This window comes from Lysobacterales bacterium (genome assembly GCA_014946745.1).
GTDB lineage: Bacteria > Pseudomonadota > Gammaproteobacteria > Xanthomonadales > Xanthomonadaceae > Aquimonas.
The window spans coordinates 1,307,826-1,324,338 of record JADCRD010000001.1 but is presented as its reverse complement, the minus strand read 5'-3'; the positions used below and the strand labels follow the sequence as shown (position 1 = coordinate 1,324,338).

12 protein-coding genes are annotated in these 16,513 nt (G+C 67.2%); 10 read left to right on the top strand and 2 right to left on the bottom strand.

Features of this window, described 5'->3' with window-relative positions; genetic code table 11:
- Positions 1 to 87: 87 nt before the first annotated feature.
- The 3 genes from H4O13_05300 (at position 88) to H4O13_05290 (ending at position 7,022) form a co-directional block, all read left to right on the top strand.
- On the top strand, positions 88 to 2,427 hold the full coding sequence (locus H4O13_05300) for an exo 1,3/1,4-beta-D-glucan glucohydrolase (protein MBE5314804.1): 2,340 nt from the start codon (positions 88 to 90) through the stop codon (positions 2,425 to 2,427).
- A gap of 156 nt (positions 2,428 to 2,583) precedes the next feature.
- Complete coding sequence (locus H4O13_05295) at positions 2,584 to 5,253, top strand: TonB-dependent receptor (GenBank protein MBE5314803.1); 2,670 nt, start codon at positions 2,584 to 2,586, stop codon at positions 5,251 to 5,253.
- A 203-nt stretch (positions 5,254 to 5,456) separates the two neighbouring features.
- Complete coding sequence (locus tag H4O13_05290; protein MBE5314802.1) at positions 5,457 to 7,022, top strand: sodium/solute symporter; 1,566 nt, start codon at positions 5,457 to 5,459, stop codon at positions 7,020 to 7,022.
- Between the two features lie 24 nt (positions 7,023 to 7,046).
- Here H4O13_05290 and H4O13_05285 read toward each other — a convergent pair whose 3' ends face one another.
- Positions 7,047 to 8,096 (bottom strand): LacI family DNA-binding transcriptional regulator, encoded by a 1,050-nt coding sequence (locus tag H4O13_05285; protein ID MBE5314801.1) that lies wholly within the window; start codon positions 8,094 to 8,096, stop codon positions 7,047 to 7,049.
- Between the two features lie 104 nt (positions 8,097 to 8,200).
- On the opposite strand from H4O13_05285, the gene glk reads away from it, so the two are divergent.
- Genes glk through H4O13_05260 form a run of 5 tightly spaced genes read left to right on the top strand, consistent with a single transcriptional unit; the run spans position 8,201 to position 14,272 of the window.
- On the top strand, positions 8,201 to 9,214 hold the full coding sequence (glk, locus tag H4O13_05280; protein ID MBE5314800.1) for a glucokinase: 1,014 nt from the start codon (positions 8,201 to 8,203) through the stop codon (positions 9,212 to 9,214).
- Positions 9,215 to 9,219: 5 nt separating this feature from the next.
- Positions 9,220 to 9,978 (top strand): sugar-binding protein, encoded by a 759-nt coding sequence (locus H4O13_05275; GenBank protein ID MBE5314799.1) that lies wholly within the window; start codon positions 9,220 to 9,222, stop codon positions 9,976 to 9,978.
- A 12-nt stretch (positions 9,979 to 9,990) separates the two neighbouring features.
- Positions 9,991 to 11,379, top strand: a complete 1,389-nt coding sequence (locus H4O13_05270; GenBank protein ID MBE5314798.1) for an MFS transporter — start codon at positions 9,991 to 9,993, stop codon at positions 11,377 to 11,379.
- 11 nt (positions 11,380 to 11,390) lie between these two features.
- Positions 11,391 to 13,763, top strand: a complete 2,373-nt coding sequence (locus H4O13_05265; protein ID MBE5314797.1) for a hypothetical protein — start codon at positions 11,391 to 11,393, stop codon at positions 13,761 to 13,763.
- Entirely contained in the window at positions 13,760 to 14,272 is a 513-nt protein-coding gene (locus H4O13_05260) for an AAA family ATPase (protein ID MBE5314796.1), read from the top strand. The genes H4O13_05265 and H4O13_05260 overlap by 4 nt, the downstream gene beginning before the upstream one ends.
- Positions 14,273 to 14,312: 40 nt before the next feature.
- Here the strand turns inward: H4O13_05260 and H4O13_05255 are convergent, their stop codons facing one another.
- Positions 14,313 to 15,164, bottom strand: coding sequence for a tRNA threonylcarbamoyladenosine dehydratase (locus H4O13_05255; GenBank protein ID MBE5314795.1), 852 nt, complete (start codon positions 15,162 to 15,164; stop codon positions 14,313 to 14,315).
- 217 nt (positions 15,165 to 15,381) lie between these two features.
- Here H4O13_05255 and H4O13_05250 point away from each other — a divergent pair, with 217 nt between their 5' ends.
- Both H4O13_05250 and H4O13_05245 read left to right on the top strand, forming a co-directional pair.
- Positions 15,382 to 16,008 carry a hypothetical protein gene (locus H4O13_05250; GenBank protein ID MBE5314794.1) on the top strand — a complete coding sequence of 209 codons (627 nt, stop codon included), beginning with the start codon at positions 15,382 to 15,384 and terminating at the stop codon, positions 16,006 to 16,008.
- A 94-nt stretch (positions 16,009 to 16,102) separates the two neighbouring features.
- A complete protein-coding gene (locus H4O13_05245; protein ID MBE5314793.1) occupies positions 16,103 to 16,513 on the top strand; it encodes a hypothetical protein in 411 nt (136 codons plus the stop codon).

Below are 16,513 nucleotides of genomic sequence, written 5' to 3'. Positions count from 1 at the left end.
GTCGACCCCCAGCAATGGCCGCAAGGCCAATCCAGCGTGAAGCGCGAAGATGCGATTGAAGCCCGCGTCCGCGAGCTGCTGGAGCGGATGACGCTTGAAGAAAAGGTCGGCCAGATCATCCAGGCCGACATCGCCAGCATCCAGCCCGATGATCTGCGCCGCTACCCGCTCGGTTCGATCCTTGCCGGCGGGAACTCAGCGCCGGGTGGCAAAGCCTTTGCCACCGCGCCGGAATGGCTGGCTCTGGCCGATGCGTTTCATGCTGCCAACGCCAGCCGCGGCGGCACCGCGATTCCCCTGCTGTTCGGCATCGATGCCGTGCACGGCCACAACAACGTCGTTGGCGCGACCCTGTTCCCGCACAACATCGGTTTGGGTGCAGTACGCGACCCCGCGCTGGTGCAGCGCATCGCTGAAATCACAGCGCGCGAGCTGCGCGTCACCGGCGCCGAATGGACCTTCGCACCCACCCTGACCGTGCCGCGGGATGACCGCTGGGGGCGCACCTACGAAGGGTTCTCGGAAGACCCCGCCGTTGTCGCCAGCTATGCCGCCGCCGTCGTGCACGGTTTGCAGGGCGTGCCGGGCACGCCAGGCTTCCTTGGCGAGGACAAGGTCCTCTCGTCGGCCAAGCACTTTGTCGGCGACGGCGGCACCATGGATGGACGCGACCAGGGTGACACGCGGGTCAGTGAAGCGGAGCTGCGCGACATTCACGCGCCCGGCTATCCGCCTGCCATCGCAGCGGGTCTGCAGAGCGTCATGGCCAGCTTCTCCAGCTGGAACGGGATCAAGCTGCACGGTCACCGCGGCCTGCTGACCGATGTGCTGCGCGGACGCATGGGGTTCGACGGTTTCGTGGTCGGCGACTGGAACGGCCACGGCCAGATCCCCGGCTGCACGCCGACGGACTGCCCGGCGTCGATCGAGGCCGGCGTCGACATGTTCATGGCGCCCGACAGCTGGCGCGGCCTATACGACAACACACTCGTTGCCGCTCGCGCCAAGCGGCTCAGCCCCGAGCGGCTGGACGAAGCGGTGTCGCGAATCCTGCGCGTCAAGCTTGCTGCAGGCCTGATGGAAGCGCCCAAGCCTTCAGAGCGCGCGCTTGGCGGCCGCTTCGAGCTGATCGGCGCCGACGCCCATCGCGCCGTCGCCCGTGACGCCGTGCGGCGCTCGCTGGTGCTGCTGAAGAACGAAGCGCAACTGCTGCCTTTGAACCCGCGTGCTCGCATCGGCGTAGCCGGCGATGGCGCCGACAGCGTCGCCAAGCAAAGCGGCGGCTGGACCTTGACCTGGCAAGGCACCGGCACCCAGCCCTCCGACTTTCCGGGCGCCACCTCGATCTGGAAGGGCTTGAGCACGCAGATCGAAGCCGCCGGTGGCACAGCGGAACTGGCGCTGGATGGCCGCTTTGCAACGCGCCCCGACGTCGCGGTCGTGGTGTTCGGTGAAGACCCTTACGCCGAGTTCCAGGGCGATATCGACACCCTGGTGTACCGGCCCGACGACGAGCGCGACCTGCAGCTGCTGCGGCGTCTGCGCAGCGAGAACATTCCCGTGGTCGCGGTCTTCCTGTCCGGCCGTCCGCTATGGGTCAACCGTGAGATCAATGCGTCGAACGCCTTTGTCGCGGCCTGGCTGCCGGGCAGCGAAGGCGGCGGCGTCGCGGACGTCCTGCTGCGCGCTGGCGACGGCTCGGTTCAGCACGACTTCCACGGCAAGCTGCCCTTCTCCTGGCCCGCCCGCCCCGACCAGTACCGGCTGAACGTCGGCGATGAAGGTTACGCGCCGCTGTTCGCGTTCGGCCACGGTCTGCGCTACGGCGAGGCAGGCGAAGTGGCGGCGCTGCCCGAGGAGATCCAACTGGCAAGCACCACGCGTGCAGGCCAGTGGTTCGCACGCGGAAGCCTGGCGCCGGGCGCACGTTTCGAACTGGTCGATGCCGGTGGCGTGCAGCAGGTCGAGGGCAACGGGCCGGCCCGCAGCCGCTCGGACCAGCTCGCGATTCGAGCCGTCGACCATCAGGCTCAGGAGGACGCGCGGCGGCTGCAGTGGTCCGGCCCGGCAGAACTTCGCCTCAGCCTCGCGGATGCCGTGGACATCGAACGCGAAACCAACGGCGACGTGCGTCTGGTGGTGCGTCTGCGGGTTGACACACTCGGCGAACAGGGCGTGAAGCTTGGCATGGGCTGCGGTCAAGACTGCGGCGCGACATTGGACGTGGGTGCAGCGCTGGGCGCGCGCCTCGGAGAGTGGCAGAGGCTTGCTTTGCCCCTGAAATGTCTGCGCAACGCGGGGTTGGCCACGCAGCGGGTAGACACCGTTCTGCGGCTGTCTGCAGACAAGGGGACCGATGTGCGCATCGCCGGCGTCGAACTGGGCACCGACGCGGACGCAGTCGTGGAGTGTCCCGCCACCCGATAACCCCCTGAGAGGGGTTATCGAGGTTGCGGTAGCAGCACCGCATCGGCGTCGCAAGCCGATGCGTTGAGAACGCCCGCCGCGCCGCGTCGGGTGAGATTGGTAAAGACAACGGGCGTACGGGCGTAGACAGCCGCAGGCGCCGGGAGGGGTTCGACAATGCGCAGCACCAACAACCTGGGCCGGCCGACGCCGCGCCGTCACCGTCTGGCCGTCGCGACAGCCGTGGCACTCACCGCCGTGGTGCTTGCCGCACCTGTACTTGCGCAGGAGCCCACCGAAGAGGATCGCGCCAAGGAGCTAGACACGATTACCGTTACGGTAGACCGGCGCGAGCAGGACCTGCAGAAGTACGCGGGCACCGCCCAGGCCTTCAGCGGTGAGGAACTGAAGGCGCTCGGCATCAACAACGAGCTGCGCAATGTGCAGGTCGCCGTTCCTGGCCTCAGCATCGCGAACCAGGAAGGCAACGTCGAAATCTTCATTCGCGGCGTCGGCTCATCGAACAACACCGAGCTGGGCGACCCGGGTGCAGCGCCGCATATCAACGGCGCCTACATCGCGCGCCCGCGCGGCCTCGGCGCGATGTTCTTCGACGTCGAGCGCGTTGAGGTGAACAAGGGTCCGCAGGGCACCGTGCGCGGCCGCAATGCGCTCGGCGGCACCCTCAACATCGTCACCGTCAAGCCGCAGCTGGGCGAGACCAGTGGCTATGCACTGGGCGAGTTCGGCAGCCGCGACCACGTCGGCGGCGAGTTCGGCTTGAACCTGCCGCTCGGGCAGACGGCTGCGTTGCGCGTTTCCGGCTATCACGTCGAGAAGGAAACCTCGTACACGAACGTGGGCGACCGTTCGCTGAAGCCCGCCGGCTATCAGAACGAGGACGCCGCGCGCGTGTCCTTCCTGTGGGAGCCGAATGAGGCGCTGCGTGTTTTCGTGATGGGTGACTACGGACAGGAAGGCGGCACCGGCTACCCCGGCGCGAACATCTACGGCGCCGCGCTGCAAGGCTTCAACCCTGACGACATCGACCTGCGCGAGGTTGTGTACTTCGGCAACCAGGGCACGCTGGACTCGACCAACAAGGGCGTGATGGCGAGCATCGGCTACGACTTCGGTGGCCTGCGGGTGGAGTACAACACGTCGTACCGCGACGTGGACTACACCCAGACGAACGCCAACAGCGCGGGCGTCAACTGGCCGGGCCGCAACCTGACCCAGCGCCCGCCCGGCAGCAGCGACGGCTCGCGTCCGGACTACGACCTGTTCTCGACCAACTACTGGGAGACCCTGTCGAAGTCGCAGACCCATGAGCTGCTGGTGTTCTCGCCGGACTCCGCGCGCTTCCGCTGGACTGCCGGCGGCTTCTACTTCAACGAAGACCAGAAAGTCGGCCTGTTCTCGCTGGCTGACAAGGGAGTGTTCTACTCCGGCACCGAATTCACGATGCCGGACGTCAACGGCAAATCCTGGGCCGTGTTCGGCGATGGCACCTTCGACGTCACCGACACCTTCCGCCTGAAGGGCGGCCTGCGCTACACCGACGAGTCCAAGTACCGCTATGGCATCGGCGGCAACTGGACGATCGGCCTTGGTGCCGCGGACGGCTGCTGCTTCTCGGTGCGACTCGGCACGCCGGGCTTCCTGCCGGCCTTGACCCGTCGGCCCAACTTCGATGTTCGCAACATCACGACCAACGCGGATCGCGCGCGCTTCCTGCTGCAGGGCATTCTGGCAGCGGGCCGAAACGACACGATCTTCCAGCAGATCGGCCCGATCGCGAACGGCACCAACCCCAACGGCGGCTGCGTTGACCGGCCCGACACCGGCGGCACCAACCTCAGCTGCACACCGAACGGCTCGCACCCGTGGATCGCGCTCGGCATCCCTGCGCAGCAGGAGGGCAGCAGCGAGTTCAACTTCAACGACTGGCGCATCGGCTTCGAGAAGGACCTCTCGGACGATCACCTGCTATACGGCACGATCAGCACCGGCCACAAGTCCGGCGGTTTCAACGACAGCTTCGACATCAACGTCATCCCGGAAACCTACAAGCCCGAGAAGATCACCGCGTTCGAGCTGGGCTCCAAGCAGAGCTTCGATTTCCTCGGACGGCGCTCGACCTTCAACCTGGCCGGCTTCTACTACGACTACCGCGACCAGGTCTTCCAGGATCTGACCGCCATCGCCTTCAACCCCGAAACCGGAGAGGCCACGGGCTTCGCACTGGCCAACCGCAACGTCGGCAAGTCCGAGATCATGGGACTTGAAGCCGAGAGCATTCTCAGTCTTTCGCAGGACTGGACCCTCAGCCTGAACGCCCTGCTGCTCGACACCGAGATCAAGAGCGGCGTCGTGGCCGACGTACGCAGCATCGACTTCGGCCTGGGCGGCATCACCTCCGAGATCGATCTCTCCGGCAACGAGCTGCCGCTGTCCTCGAAGCTGACCTTGAACGCTCGACTGCAGCATGTGTTCGAGCTGGGCAACGGCCTGTTCGACTGGCAGATTCTCGCCAGCTATCGCTCGGCCTACTACCTGACCCAGTTCAACAACCGCGACGTCCGATTCGTGTCGAACACCTCTGGTGCCATTGCCCGCACCGAAACCGCGGCGGCAGCCGGCTTCCCGGATCGACAGAGCGCCTACACGACCATCAATGCGGGCCTGGGTTTCAGCCCGGGCGGCAGCAGCTGGCGCTTCGAGCTGTGGGGCTCGAACCTGCTGGGCGATGACGTCTCGCAGAAAGCGCTGGTCGGTTCGCAGCTGAACATCCGCTTCCTGAACGATCCGCGCACCTACGGCCTGCGCGTGCGCTACCAGTTCTAAGCGCCTGCTTGCAGGCTCCGAGTCTGGTCGCGTCGCTTTGATGCGACTAGCGGCGCGCGGCGTTCCTGCCGCCGCGCGCCGGTTCTGGCAAGCCGCCGCCGCGCGGCCCTTCGCGTTAGCCACACGGCGCGCAGCTCTCCCCGACTTCGCGCCGTTCTTTTCCGAAGCACCCCAAGGTCCACCGCGTGGGCCAAGGAGCCCTCGTGTCCGCACTCTCGACGCTGGACCTCGCCGTTGTCGCGATTTACGCGGTCGGCCTGATTGCGCTTGCCACATGGATCTCGCGTGAGCCGCGCGGGCACGAACGCACCGCCAGCGACTACTTCCTGGCTGGCCGCGCCCTGCCCTGGTGGGCGGTGGGCGCCTCACTGATCGCCGCCAACATCTCGGCCGAGCAGATCATCGGCATGTCCGGCTCGGGCTATGCCATGGGCCTTGCCATCGCCAGCTACGAATGGATGGCCGCGATCACCCTGATCCTGGTCGGCAAGTTCATCCTGCCCGTCATGCTGCGCTCGGGCATTTACACGATGCCGCAGTACCTCGAACAGCGCTACGACCGCAGCGTCAAGACGGTCATGACCGTCTTCTGGCTGGGCGTCTACATCTTCGTCAATCTCACTTCGGTGCTGTGGCTGGGCGCACTGGCGATCAACGCGCTCACCGGCCTCGACATGATGCTGGGCCTGCTCGCCCTGGCCGCGTTCTCGCTGGCCTACTCGCTGTACGGCGGGCTGCGGGCGGTGGCGATGACCGACATCGTGCAGGTCGTCCTGCTGGTGCTGGGTGGGCTGATCGTGGCCTGGATCTCGCTGGACCGCGTCGCAGAGGGTCAAGGCGCCTGGGTCGGCCTCGCCACGATGTACGAGCGCATGCCCGAGCGCTTCGACATGATTCTCTCGCCCGACAATCCGCAGTGGTCGAACCTGCCCGGCCTGAGCGTGCTGCTCGGCGGCATGTGGGTGATGAATCTGTCCTACTGGGGCTTCAACCAATACATCATCCAGCGCGCACTGGCGGCCGGCAGCTTGCGGGAGGCCCAGAAGGGCATTCTGTTCGCCGCCTTCCTGAAGATGTTGATGCCGCTCATCATTGTCGTTCCCGGCATGGCCGCGCTGTTCCTGGTGCCGGACTTAAGCGCCCCGGATCAGGCGTATCCGGAGATGATGAAGCTGGCGCCTGCCGGCATCCGTGGATTGATCTTTGCGGCTCTGATTGCGGCCATCGTCTCCTCGGTGGGCTCGATGATGAACTCGGTGGCGACCCTGTTCACCATGGATCTGCTGCGCCAGTTCCATCCGCACACCAGCGAGCACGGACTGGTGCGCAGCGGGCGCATCGTCGGCGCCGTGTCCCTGGTAATCGCGGTGGTCTGCGCGCGCCCGCTGCTCGACGGCTTCGATCAGGCCTTCCAGTACATCCAGGAGTTCACCGGCTTCTTCACGCCGGGTATCTGCGCGATCTTCCTGCTCGGAGTGTTTGTCCGGCAGACCACGGCAATGGGCGCGCTGGCCGCCGCACTGGGTTCGTTCCTGCTGTCGATCGCAGCGCGCGTTTGGCTGCCCGACCTGCCCTTCATGGACCGCGTGGGCTATGTCTTCCTCGCCTGCTGCGCGCTGGCACTCGGAATCTCGGCGCTGCAGGGCTGGAAGATGCAGGCGAAGTCGCAGCCTTTGCCGGCGGGCGGCTTCGCCACCAGTACCGGCTTCAACATCGGCGCAGCGCTGGTCACGGCCGTGCTGATCGTCATCTACGTGGGCCTGGGTTGAGGCGCCAGCATGTCAGCCCTTCCCTCACGTGGCCTGCTGTTGCACACGCCTGACCGCGCGTCGAACCTTGGGCGCGGGGCCGGTGCTCGCACGCAGGCACAGACTGTAGGGCACCCGGCGCATCGTCGCCTGTGCGGGATCGCGCATGCACTTCAGCAGCTCAGCGGCGGCGGTGGCGCCCATCTCGCGGGCCGGCTGATGCACGGTGGTCAGGGCCGGGAAGATCTGCCGCGCGATCGGAATGTCATCGAAACCACAGACCGAGAGCTCGCCCGGCACCGACAGACCGCGCTCCAAGGCCACCCGCACCACGCCTGCCGCCATGTCGTCGTTGGCGGCGAAGATCGCAGTGGGCGCGTCTTCGAGATCGAGCAGGATGCGCGCTGCCTGCATGCCCGAGTCGAACGAGAACTCGCCCTGGACCAGCAGCGCCGGATCGAACTCAAGGCCGGCTTCGAGCAGGGCCTCGCGGTAGCCATCGATGCGCCAGATCGACGCACCATGCGCTGCGTGCCCGCGCACATGCGCAATGCGCCGATGACCCAGAGCGATCAGATGCGCAGTGATGTCACGCGCCGCCTGCTGCTCGTCGAAGGTGACGCCGCAGCCTTCGGCGCGCTTCGGCGAGATGCAGGCGAACGGCACGCCCTGCGCATGCAGATGCGCGAGCAGCTCATCGTTGTCCGTGAGCGGAGGCGTCAACACCAGCCCACCGGGGCGCGACTGTGCGATCAGCGAATCGACTTCGCGCACCAGGTCTGCGCGGTCGAAGCGCAGGGGGCACAGCAGGGTCTGGTAGTGCTGGGCCTGACAGGTATCCAGCACGCCGCTGATGATCTCCATCAGATAGCTGTCAGACGGGTTGTCGTAGACCACACCGATCAGATACGAGCGGCTCGCCGCGAGGCTTCGCGCCGACGGATCGGGTCGGAAGTTCAGCTTCTCGATCGCCGCGCGCACGCGCAGCTGCGTCTCCTCGCGCACGTTGGGCTCGTTGTTGATGACTCGCGAAACCGTCTTGGGCGATACGCCCGCCGCTTCTGCAACGTCGTCGATGGTGACGCGACCCGCCATGCGCTTGCTTCCCCTGTTGCACTGCACCGTCCGACGGACAGCACTGCGTGTCCGCAAGCATACCCGCGCCGCCTCGCCTGCGCGCCGGTCAGGAACCCTCGCCCATGAGTCTGCTTCTTGAGAACCGCCGCAACCCCATCATTGCCCAGCAGATCCGCTGCCTTGCTGCTGACATCGGCGGCACCAATGCCCGCTTCGCCACCGCCGCACTCGGCGAGAACGAGCGCGTCCGCCTCGGTGCCCAGCGCAGCTTGAAGGTTGCCGAACATGAGGGCATCGAGTCGGCGCTTGAAACCTACCTCCGCGAAAGCGGCGAGCCAGTGCCGGAACGCGCCGTGCTTGCCGTTGCCGGTGCGGTGCTGGACGATCAGGTGATTCTGACGAACAGCCGCTGGAGCTTCTCGATCCGTGCACTCAAGCAGCGGATCGGCTTTCGCGAACTGCAGGTCATCAATGACTTCGCGGCTGTGGCTTGGGCCGTACCGGGGCTCAGCGAAGCCGATCTGCATCCGATCGGCAATGCGCCTGGCGCGGCCTTCGATACCGCTGCCGTGCAGGTCGTGTTGGGCCCCGGCACCGGACTGGGCGCCGCGGCCATCCGGCGCGATGCGCGCGGGCTCGCGGTGCTGGAGACCGAGGGCGGCCACGCCAGCTTCGCTCCGCACGATGAGCGCGAGATCTTCATCCTGCGCTTTCTGCAGAAGCGCTACGGCCGCGTGTCCTACGAGCGGCTGCTCTGCGGCGAGGGCCTGGTGAATCTGCACGACGCCTGCCTGCACATGGCGCGCGGGCGCGACCAGCGTCTGCCCGACTCTGAGGCGGTGGTCGCAGCCGCACGCGCCGGCGATCCGGACGCGCGCAGCGCCATCGATCTGTTCTGCAGCATCCTTGGCCGCTTCGCTGGCGACGCCGTCCTGCTCTACGGCGGCTGGGCGGGGGTCTATCTCGCGGGCGGTCTGCTGCCGCATGTGCTCGATGCCCGAGGCGAGGCCCTGTTCCGCACGGCCTTCATCGACAAAGGCCGGTTCTCGCCGCTGCTCTCGCGCACTCCGACCTTCCGCATTGGCGCGGCCGATGTGGGAACCCTTGGCGCCGCGCGCGTGGGGCTGCTGGGATGAGGTCCTTGTCGATGATGCGTGCACTGCTGATTTCGGCCGTCGCTGCGGCGGGTCCCACACAGGCCAGTGCTGCGCAGGCCGACGTGCGCGAGATCCGCCGCGCTGCGGAAGCCCTCGTGGTGGACGGCCGGGCCGACGAGGCCGACTGGTTGAAGGCGGAGTGGCGGTCGCTGCCGCATGTGCTGGTCGGCGCGCCGCCGCGCAGCGAGGATGACTTCTCGGGTCGCTATCGACTGCTCTGGCGCGAGGACGCGCTCTATCTGCTGGCCGAGATCCGCGATGACGTGCTGAGCGATGGCGAAGCCGATCCCCTGAAGAACTACTGGGCCGACGACGCCCTGGAAATCCTCGTCGATCCGGACGCCAGTGGCGGCGACCACAAGACCAAGCACAGTGCGTTCGCGTATCACCTTGCGCTCGACGGCCAGGTGGTCGATATCGGCGACGACGGCCAGCCGCTGCTGCTCAACGAACACGTCGAATCCGTGTGGCGACGCAGCCCGGAAGCACCCTACAGTCTGGTGTGGGAAGCGCGAATCCGACTCTATCCCGACCCCACTGGGCTGAAGCCCGGAACGCCCTGGCCGCCGCAGTCCTTGCACGCGGGCGATGTGATTGGCTTCGCCCTCGCCTGGTGCGACAGCGATGCCCCAGGCGTGCGCAGCCGTTTGGTCGCCGATGTCGACGTCGAAGCCGTGGACGGTGATCGCAACCGGCTGTATCTCGACGCCGGCGTGTTCGGCCGCATCCTGCTCCTGCCCTGACAGGGCCCCCCAATGGACTCTTCGCCCGCTTCCGCCCAGATGCCCGCTGACCGCCAGGCCACACTGCGTTGGCGCGAGCGGCTCGGCTACGGCGCTGGCGACCTCGGTTTCAATCTGTACTGGACAACGATCGCGTCGTTTCTTGCGGCGTTCTACACCGACGTCTTCGGGCTCGGCGCGGCCGCCGCGGGCACGCTGATGTTCGTCACCCGCCTGCTCGATGCGATCACTGACCCCTTGATGGGCGCGATAGCGGATCGCACACGCAGTCGCTACGGCCAGTTCCGTCCGTGGCTGCTGGTCGGCGCACTGCCGCTCGCGGTGATGGGCGTCGTCGCATTCACCACGCCGGATCTGGGCGACACCGGCAAACTGATCTGGGCCTACCTCACCTTCAATGGGCTGATGCTGGCCTACACCGTGCTCAGCACGCCCTACTCCGCGCTCAGCGGCGTGATGAGTGCGAGCAGCGAAGAGCGCACCACATTGAACAGCCTGCGCTTTCTGTTTGCGTTCGGCGGCGGCGCGCTGGTCAACAAGTTCACCCTGCCGCTGGTAGAACACCTGGGCGATGGCGATCCGCAGCGCGGCTGGCCGCTGACGATGGCGCTGTACGGCGTGATTGCCTGCGTACTGTTTGCGCTGACCTTTGCCAGCACCCGCCAGCGCATTACGCCGCCGCCCAGCCAAGCAAGCTCGCCTGCCACTGATCTGCGCGATCTGCTGCACAACCCGCCGTGGCTGATCCTGTTTGGGCTCGCCATGCTGATCATGCTGACGATCACCCTGCGAGCAGGCTCGGCCTATTACTACTTCACCTACTGGCTGAAGCGCCCCGACCTGCTGCCCAACTATCTGCTGGTGCAGATGCTGGCCTACGCCGCCGGGGCCGCGCTGGCCCCTCTGCTGATCCGCCGGTTCGACAAGGCGCGACTGCTGGCGGCGCTGATGCTGATCGTAGCGCTGCTGTCGACAGTGTTCTGGTTCGTGGGGCCCGAGGATATCGCGCTGATCTTCGCGCTCAACATCCTCATCAGTTTGGCGCTCGGGCCCAAGTCGCCGCTGACCTGGTCGATGTACGCGGACAGCGCCGACTACGGCGAATGGAAGCACGGTCGCCGCGCCACGGCGATGACCTTTGCTGCTGCCACCTTTTCGCAGAAGCTTGGCGGCTCCTTCGGTGCAGCGGTGCTGCTGTGGGTGCTGGCCGCCATTGGCTACGCCGCGAACAAGGCCCAGAGCGGTGCATCCGAGGCCGGGATCCAGCTGCTGCAGACCCTCGTGCCCGGAGTGTTTGCGCTTCTCGCTGCAGGCCTCGCCTTCGCCTATCCGCTCAGCGGCGCGCAGCTCAAACAGATCCAGCAGGACCTGCAGCGACGCGACGCCGACACCCCCCACTGAAGCACAGCCGCATGCACGCCAACACCCTGATCCGCTGCCTTGAGGATGCTGTCGAGCTGCACTGCCCACGGCAGATGCCACGGGCCAGCACCTTTCTGTGGAACCGCAGCCTGCTGCTGCAGCTGAACTGCCGCGGCTATGCCAGCGCGCTGCACATGCAGCCCGAGCCCGGCAAGTACGCACGGGCGCCCGTGCTCGAAGCGACGACCTTCCTGCAGCCCGAGCAGCCGCTGTACGCTCATCATCCGGGCCGCTTCGTCTACATCGTCGACGAAGACAGCGGCACGCTGTTTTCGCTGCCGCATGAGCCTGTGCGAGCGCCCGCCGATCGCTTCGTCTTCCGCGCCCGCCCCGACGGCGTCGACTGGGACGTCGAGCACGGAGAGCTGCACTGCCGCTGGTCCGTCGGGCTGCCGCCCGCAGACGCGGTGGAGCTGTGGACGCTGCAACTCGACAACCGTGCGGCCAGGACGCGGCGGCTGCGGGTCTGCCTGTACTTTCCACTCGGCTACATGAGCTGGATGAACCAGTCGGCGCGCTACTCGCGCGAGCTGGGCGGCATCGTCGCGCGCTGCGTTTCGGGCTACCAGAAGCGCGAAGACTGGCCGCGCATCGCCCGCCTCAAGGACCACACGGTTCTGCTTCATGCGCGCCAGCCCGACAGCTGGGAATGCCGGCAAGCGGTGTTCGAGGGCGAGGGCGGCCTGCACGCACCGGACGCCCTGCGCGCCTCGAACCTCGCGGGCGGCGAGGCGCTGTACGAAGTGCCGGCGGCCTGCCTGCAGTACCGCATCGAGCTGGCGGCCGCGGGCTCGGAAGCGCTCCGCTTCGCCTTCGGCCCGGCGCACGACGAGACCGAGATTCGCGGCTTGCGCGAGCGCTATCTGAGCGGCGACGGCTTCCAGCGTGCCCTGGTCGAACGCAGTGCCGCGCTGGCTCCCGCGCGCGAGGCACTGCGCGCGCAGACACCCGATGCGCCATTCGACGCCTTCGTCCAGCCCTGGCTGTGTCGACAGGCGCTCTATCTCGGTGAAGCCAACCGCTTCTGCACGGACCCGCAAACCCGCAACTACCTGCAGGACGCGATGGGGCTCGCCTTCCTGCAGCCGGAGGCCGCCCGCGCGCATTTTCTGCGCGTGCTGGAACAGCAGGAAGAGGATTTCGGCCTGCCCGACGGCATTCTTCTGCACCCCGATGCCGAGTTGAAGTACATCAATCAGATTCCTCACGCCGACCATGCGCTCTGGCTGCCGATCTGCCTCGCGGTCTGGCTGCAGGAATCGGGGGACTACGCCTTCCTGGAACACACGGTGCGCGATCGGCTCGGTCGAGAGATCCGCGTTGCCCAGCGGGTCGAGCGCGCGCTCCACTGGCTGCTGCAGCGGCGCGATGGACGTGGCCTCTGCCTGATCGGCCACGGCGACTGGTGCGATCCGATGAACATGGTCGGTCACCTGGGCCGCGGCGTGTCTGGCTGGCTGTCGATCGCGCTGGTGCATGCGCTGCGCGTATGGGCCGAGGTCTGCGAGGGCTCTTCGGATCTGCTGGCGGCGATTCCAGCAAGCGCTCTACGCACGGAAGCCGACGCGCTTGCCGCCACGGTGCAGACCTGGCTCTGGGACGGCGACTGGTTCGCGCGCGGCATCACCGATCACGGTCGACGCTTCGGCATCCAGGCCGATGACGAGGGCCGCATCTTCTTGAACCCGCAAGCGTGGGCCCTGCTCGCCGGACTGCCCTCGATCGATCAGCAGCAGCGAATGCTGCGCGCGGTCGACGCGCACCTTCAGTCGCCATCGGGCCTGGCGCTCTGCGACCCGCCCTTTACGCGACTGCACGAGGACATCGGGCGGGTGACCCAGAAGTTTCCGGGCTCGGCCGAGAACGGTTCGGTGTACAGCCATGCCGTCGCTTTCCACATCAACGGCCTCTACGCCCGTGGCGAGGGCGAGCGCGCCTATGCCCTGCTGCGCCAGCTGTTGCCGTGCGCGGACTCAGAAGCCGCGCTCGCGCGCGGCCAGCTGCCGAGTTTCATCCCCAACTACTACCGCGGCGCGCACAGGCTGTATCCGCAGACGGCTGGACGCAGCAGCCAGCTGCCGAACTCCGGTGCCGTGGCCTGGCTGCTGCGGGCCGTGGTGCAGGGCCTGTTCGGCCTCAAGGGCGATCGCGAAGGCCTGCGCTTCGCGCCGCAGCTGCCGGCCGCATGGAACGAGGCGCGAGTGACGCGACGATTTCGCGGTGCCGAACTGGAGATTTACTACCAGCGCCATGCCGGGCCGCTCACGGTCAGCGTTGACGGCGAAACGCTGCCGGAGGCAAGGCTGCGCGGCCTTCAGGCAGGACGCCGCTACCAGGTGCAGGTTCGAGTGCCCTCGCCATGAGTTCGCCCAAGCTTGTGGTCTGCATGGGCGTCAGCGGCAGCGGCAAGAGCACGCTGGCGCGCGCGCTGTCGGCCTGTCTCAACTGGCCCATGCTCGAGGGCGACGACTTCCACAGCGATCTCAATCGCAACCACATGGCCTCCGGCAAACCCCTGACCGAAGAGATGCGCGAGCCCTGGCTGGCTTCGATCTGCAGCGGCCTGCGCGCGCGAAACAGCGATTGCGTACTGGCCTGCAGCGCGCTGCGACGCAGCCATCGCGATCGCCTGCGCAGCGTGGGCTGGAACACCCGCTTCCTGCTGCTTGAGCTGAGCCCCGACAACGCCCGCGCCCGCCACGAGCGACGTCGCGGACACTTCATGCCGTCCAGCCTGGTCGACAGCCAGTTCGAGGCGCTCGAATGGCCACTCGGCGAGCACGATGTCAGCCGTCTGGACGCTCGCCTGCCCGTGCGCGAGCTGGTGACCTTGGCGCTGATCGAGATGGATCAGGCGACAGAGGACAGGTGAGACCTCTCGCCTGACTGCCGCCGATCCGGGACAGCCGCGCTCACGCCAAGCGTGAGGGCGTCTGCTCCGCGCCTTCGCGAGAGACCGCCCCTGCCACCTTGGGCGCTGCCTCGCTTCGCAACAGCTTCTCCAGCAGCTTGCCGACCGCTGCAAACGCGAAGCTTGCGGTCACATGCGTCGCTGCGCCCAGCCCGCCGCCGCAGTCGAGGCCCAGGCTGTCGCCGCCCTCCGGGCGCAGCCCACAGACGCTGCCGTCCGCCTGCGGATAGCGCACGTTCTCGCGCGAAAACACCGCCGACACGCCGAAGTAGCGGTCGCGGTTCTTGGGGAAATTGAACTCAGCGCGCAGCTTCTTGCGCACCAGCGCCAGCAGGGCGTCGTGTTCGGTGCGCGAAAGGTCGCGCACTTCAATCAGGGTGGGATCGGCGCGCCCGCCGGCGGAGCCGCTGACCACGATCGGGATCTTGCGGCGCCGGCAAAATGCGATCATCTCGACCTTGACCCGGAAGGCATCGCAGGCGTCCAGCACCGCGTCGTAGCCGCGCAGCAGCAGCGGATCGAGCGTCGAAGGCGTGAGGAACTGGGCGAGCGCATCCACCTGGAGGTGCGGGTTGATGCGCTTCAGGCGCTCGGCCAGCACCTCGACCTTGAGCCTGCCGAACTCGCCATCCAGCGCATGCAGCTGGCGATTGACGTTGCTGACGCAGATGTCGTCGGCATCGATCAGGGTGAGCCGCCCCAGCCCGCTTCGCGCCAGCGCTTCCGCCGCCCACGAGCCCACGCCGCCGACCCCGACAATGCACACATGCGCTCGCGACAGGCGCTCGACGCTGCCCACGCCGTACAGACGATCGATACCGGAGAAGCGCGTGCGTTCGGCGATGGCGTTCATGGGCAGGCAGCGCTCCGGGAGGGTGTTCGCGGCGGCGCGCGAGTGTAGTGCCCGGGCGCGCCGGACGACAGCGGCGAGCGCAGGCCGGGAGGTATCGGGTAGGGATATTCGCTGGCGCTTCGCGCTATGTTGCATGCGCTGAACGCCGCAGCCGGCAGGCCACCTTGATCGGGGCACCTGCGGTCGCTCCACGCGCTGCAGGAGACTCCCCGAAACGATGCGCAAGCGCGGCCGCCCAGTTCATCCCGATGTGCTCACGCCCGCGGAATGGCGCGTGGTCGACGGCGTGCGCCATGGCCTCAGCAACCCGGCGATGGCGCGACGCCTTGGCGTGGGTATCGACGCGGTGAAGTTCCACGTCAGCAACGCGCTGCAGAAGCTTGGACTGCGCAACCGCCGGCAGCTGCGGCTGTGGCGCGGCGTGCGCGGCGTGGTCGCCCCGATCACACCCTCAAGGAGATCCGACGACATGCCTGCACACACCCTTGGCCCCCTTGCCCAGATCGCCCGCGGCGTCAGCGACATCCACGCCGCCGAGCTCTGGTATCGCGATGTGCTTGGCCTGCCGCACCTGTTCACCTTCGACACCCTGGCTTTTTTCGACTGCGGTGGCGTGCGGCTGATGCTCAGCCAGACGCCCAGCGGCGGCGAATCGCTGCTCTACTTCCGCGTCGAGCGTCTGCACGAGCACTACGACGCCCTGCTTGCGCGCGGCGCCAAGCCGCTTGGCGCGCCGCATCGCGTGCACCGACATGCCGACGGCCGCGAAGAGTGGCTGGCCTTCATCGAGGACAACGAAGGCCGACCGCTGGGCCTCGCAGAGACGCTTCAACCGGCCGAGTGAGCGCGCGCTCTGAATCTCCGCGCCACGGCCTGAGCTCATCGGCACACTGCGCTGTCTCCGCTATCCTTCAGGTCCTTCCACACATGCCCACCACATGAAGATCCTGCTGTCGCTGATCGTCGGCCTGCTCGCCGGCGCCATGCTTACCGCGACGTTTCTCAGTCTCGGCAACATCAAGAAAGGCTCGCGTCCGCACACGGCCGCGATGGTGACCCTGAAATACCAGCTGGGCGAGGCGCGCAAGGCCGTCGAGGGCGGCTGCAGCGCAGCGGATGGCACACGTCAGCTGCAGGTGATGCGCGGCATGGCCGACGACGTCGAGCCCTTGTTCCTCGAACAGGGCTTCGAGCCCGAGCTGTTCGGCCGTCACGCGCAGCAGATGCGCGATCGTCTCGACGCGGCCCTGGCCTTGCCCGGAGACGCAAGCTGCGCCCAGCGCAAAGAGGCCTTGACGGCGGTCCATAACAGCTGCGACAGCTGCCACCGCGACTTCAGCCGCGGCTGA

Excerpts from the sequence above, each read along its gene's own strand:
- H4O13_05300 (MBE5314804.1), top strand. The coding sequence starts at position 88 with ATGACGCTTGAAGAAAAGGTCGGCCAGATCATCCAGGCCGACATCGCC.
- H4O13_05295 (MBE5314803.1), top strand. The coding sequence starts at position 2,584 with ATGCGCAGCACCAACAACCTGGGCCGGCCGACGCCGCGCCGTCACCGT.
- H4O13_05285 (MBE5314801.1), bottom strand. The coding sequence starts at position 8,096 with ATGGCGGGTCGCGTCACCATCGACGACGTTGCAGAAGCGGCGGGCGTA.
- glk (MBE5314800.1), top strand. The coding sequence starts at position 8,201 with ATGAGTCTGCTTCTTGAGAACCGCCGCAACCCCATCATTGCCCAGCAG.
- H4O13_05270 (MBE5314798.1), top strand. The coding sequence starts at position 9,991 with ATGGACTCTTCGCCCGCTTCCGCCCAGATGCCCGCTGACCGCCAGGCC.
- H4O13_05265 (MBE5314797.1), top strand. The coding sequence starts at position 11,391 with ATGCACGCCAACACCCTGATCCGCTGCCTTGAGGATGCTGTCGAGCTG.
- H4O13_05260 (MBE5314796.1), top strand. The coding sequence starts at position 13,760 with ATGAGTTCGCCCAAGCTTGTGGTCTGCATGGGCGTCAGCGGCAGCGGC.
- H4O13_05255 (MBE5314795.1), bottom strand. The coding sequence starts at position 15,164 with ATGAACGCCATCGCCGAACGCACGCGCTTCTCCGGTATCGATCGTCTG.
- H4O13_05250 (MBE5314794.1), top strand. The coding sequence starts at position 15,382 with ATGCGCAAGCGCGGCCGCCCAGTTCATCCCGATGTGCTCACGCCCGCG.
- H4O13_05245 (MBE5314793.1), top strand. The coding sequence starts at position 16,103 with ATGAAGATCCTGCTGTCGCTGATCGTCGGCCTGCTCGCCGGCGCCATG.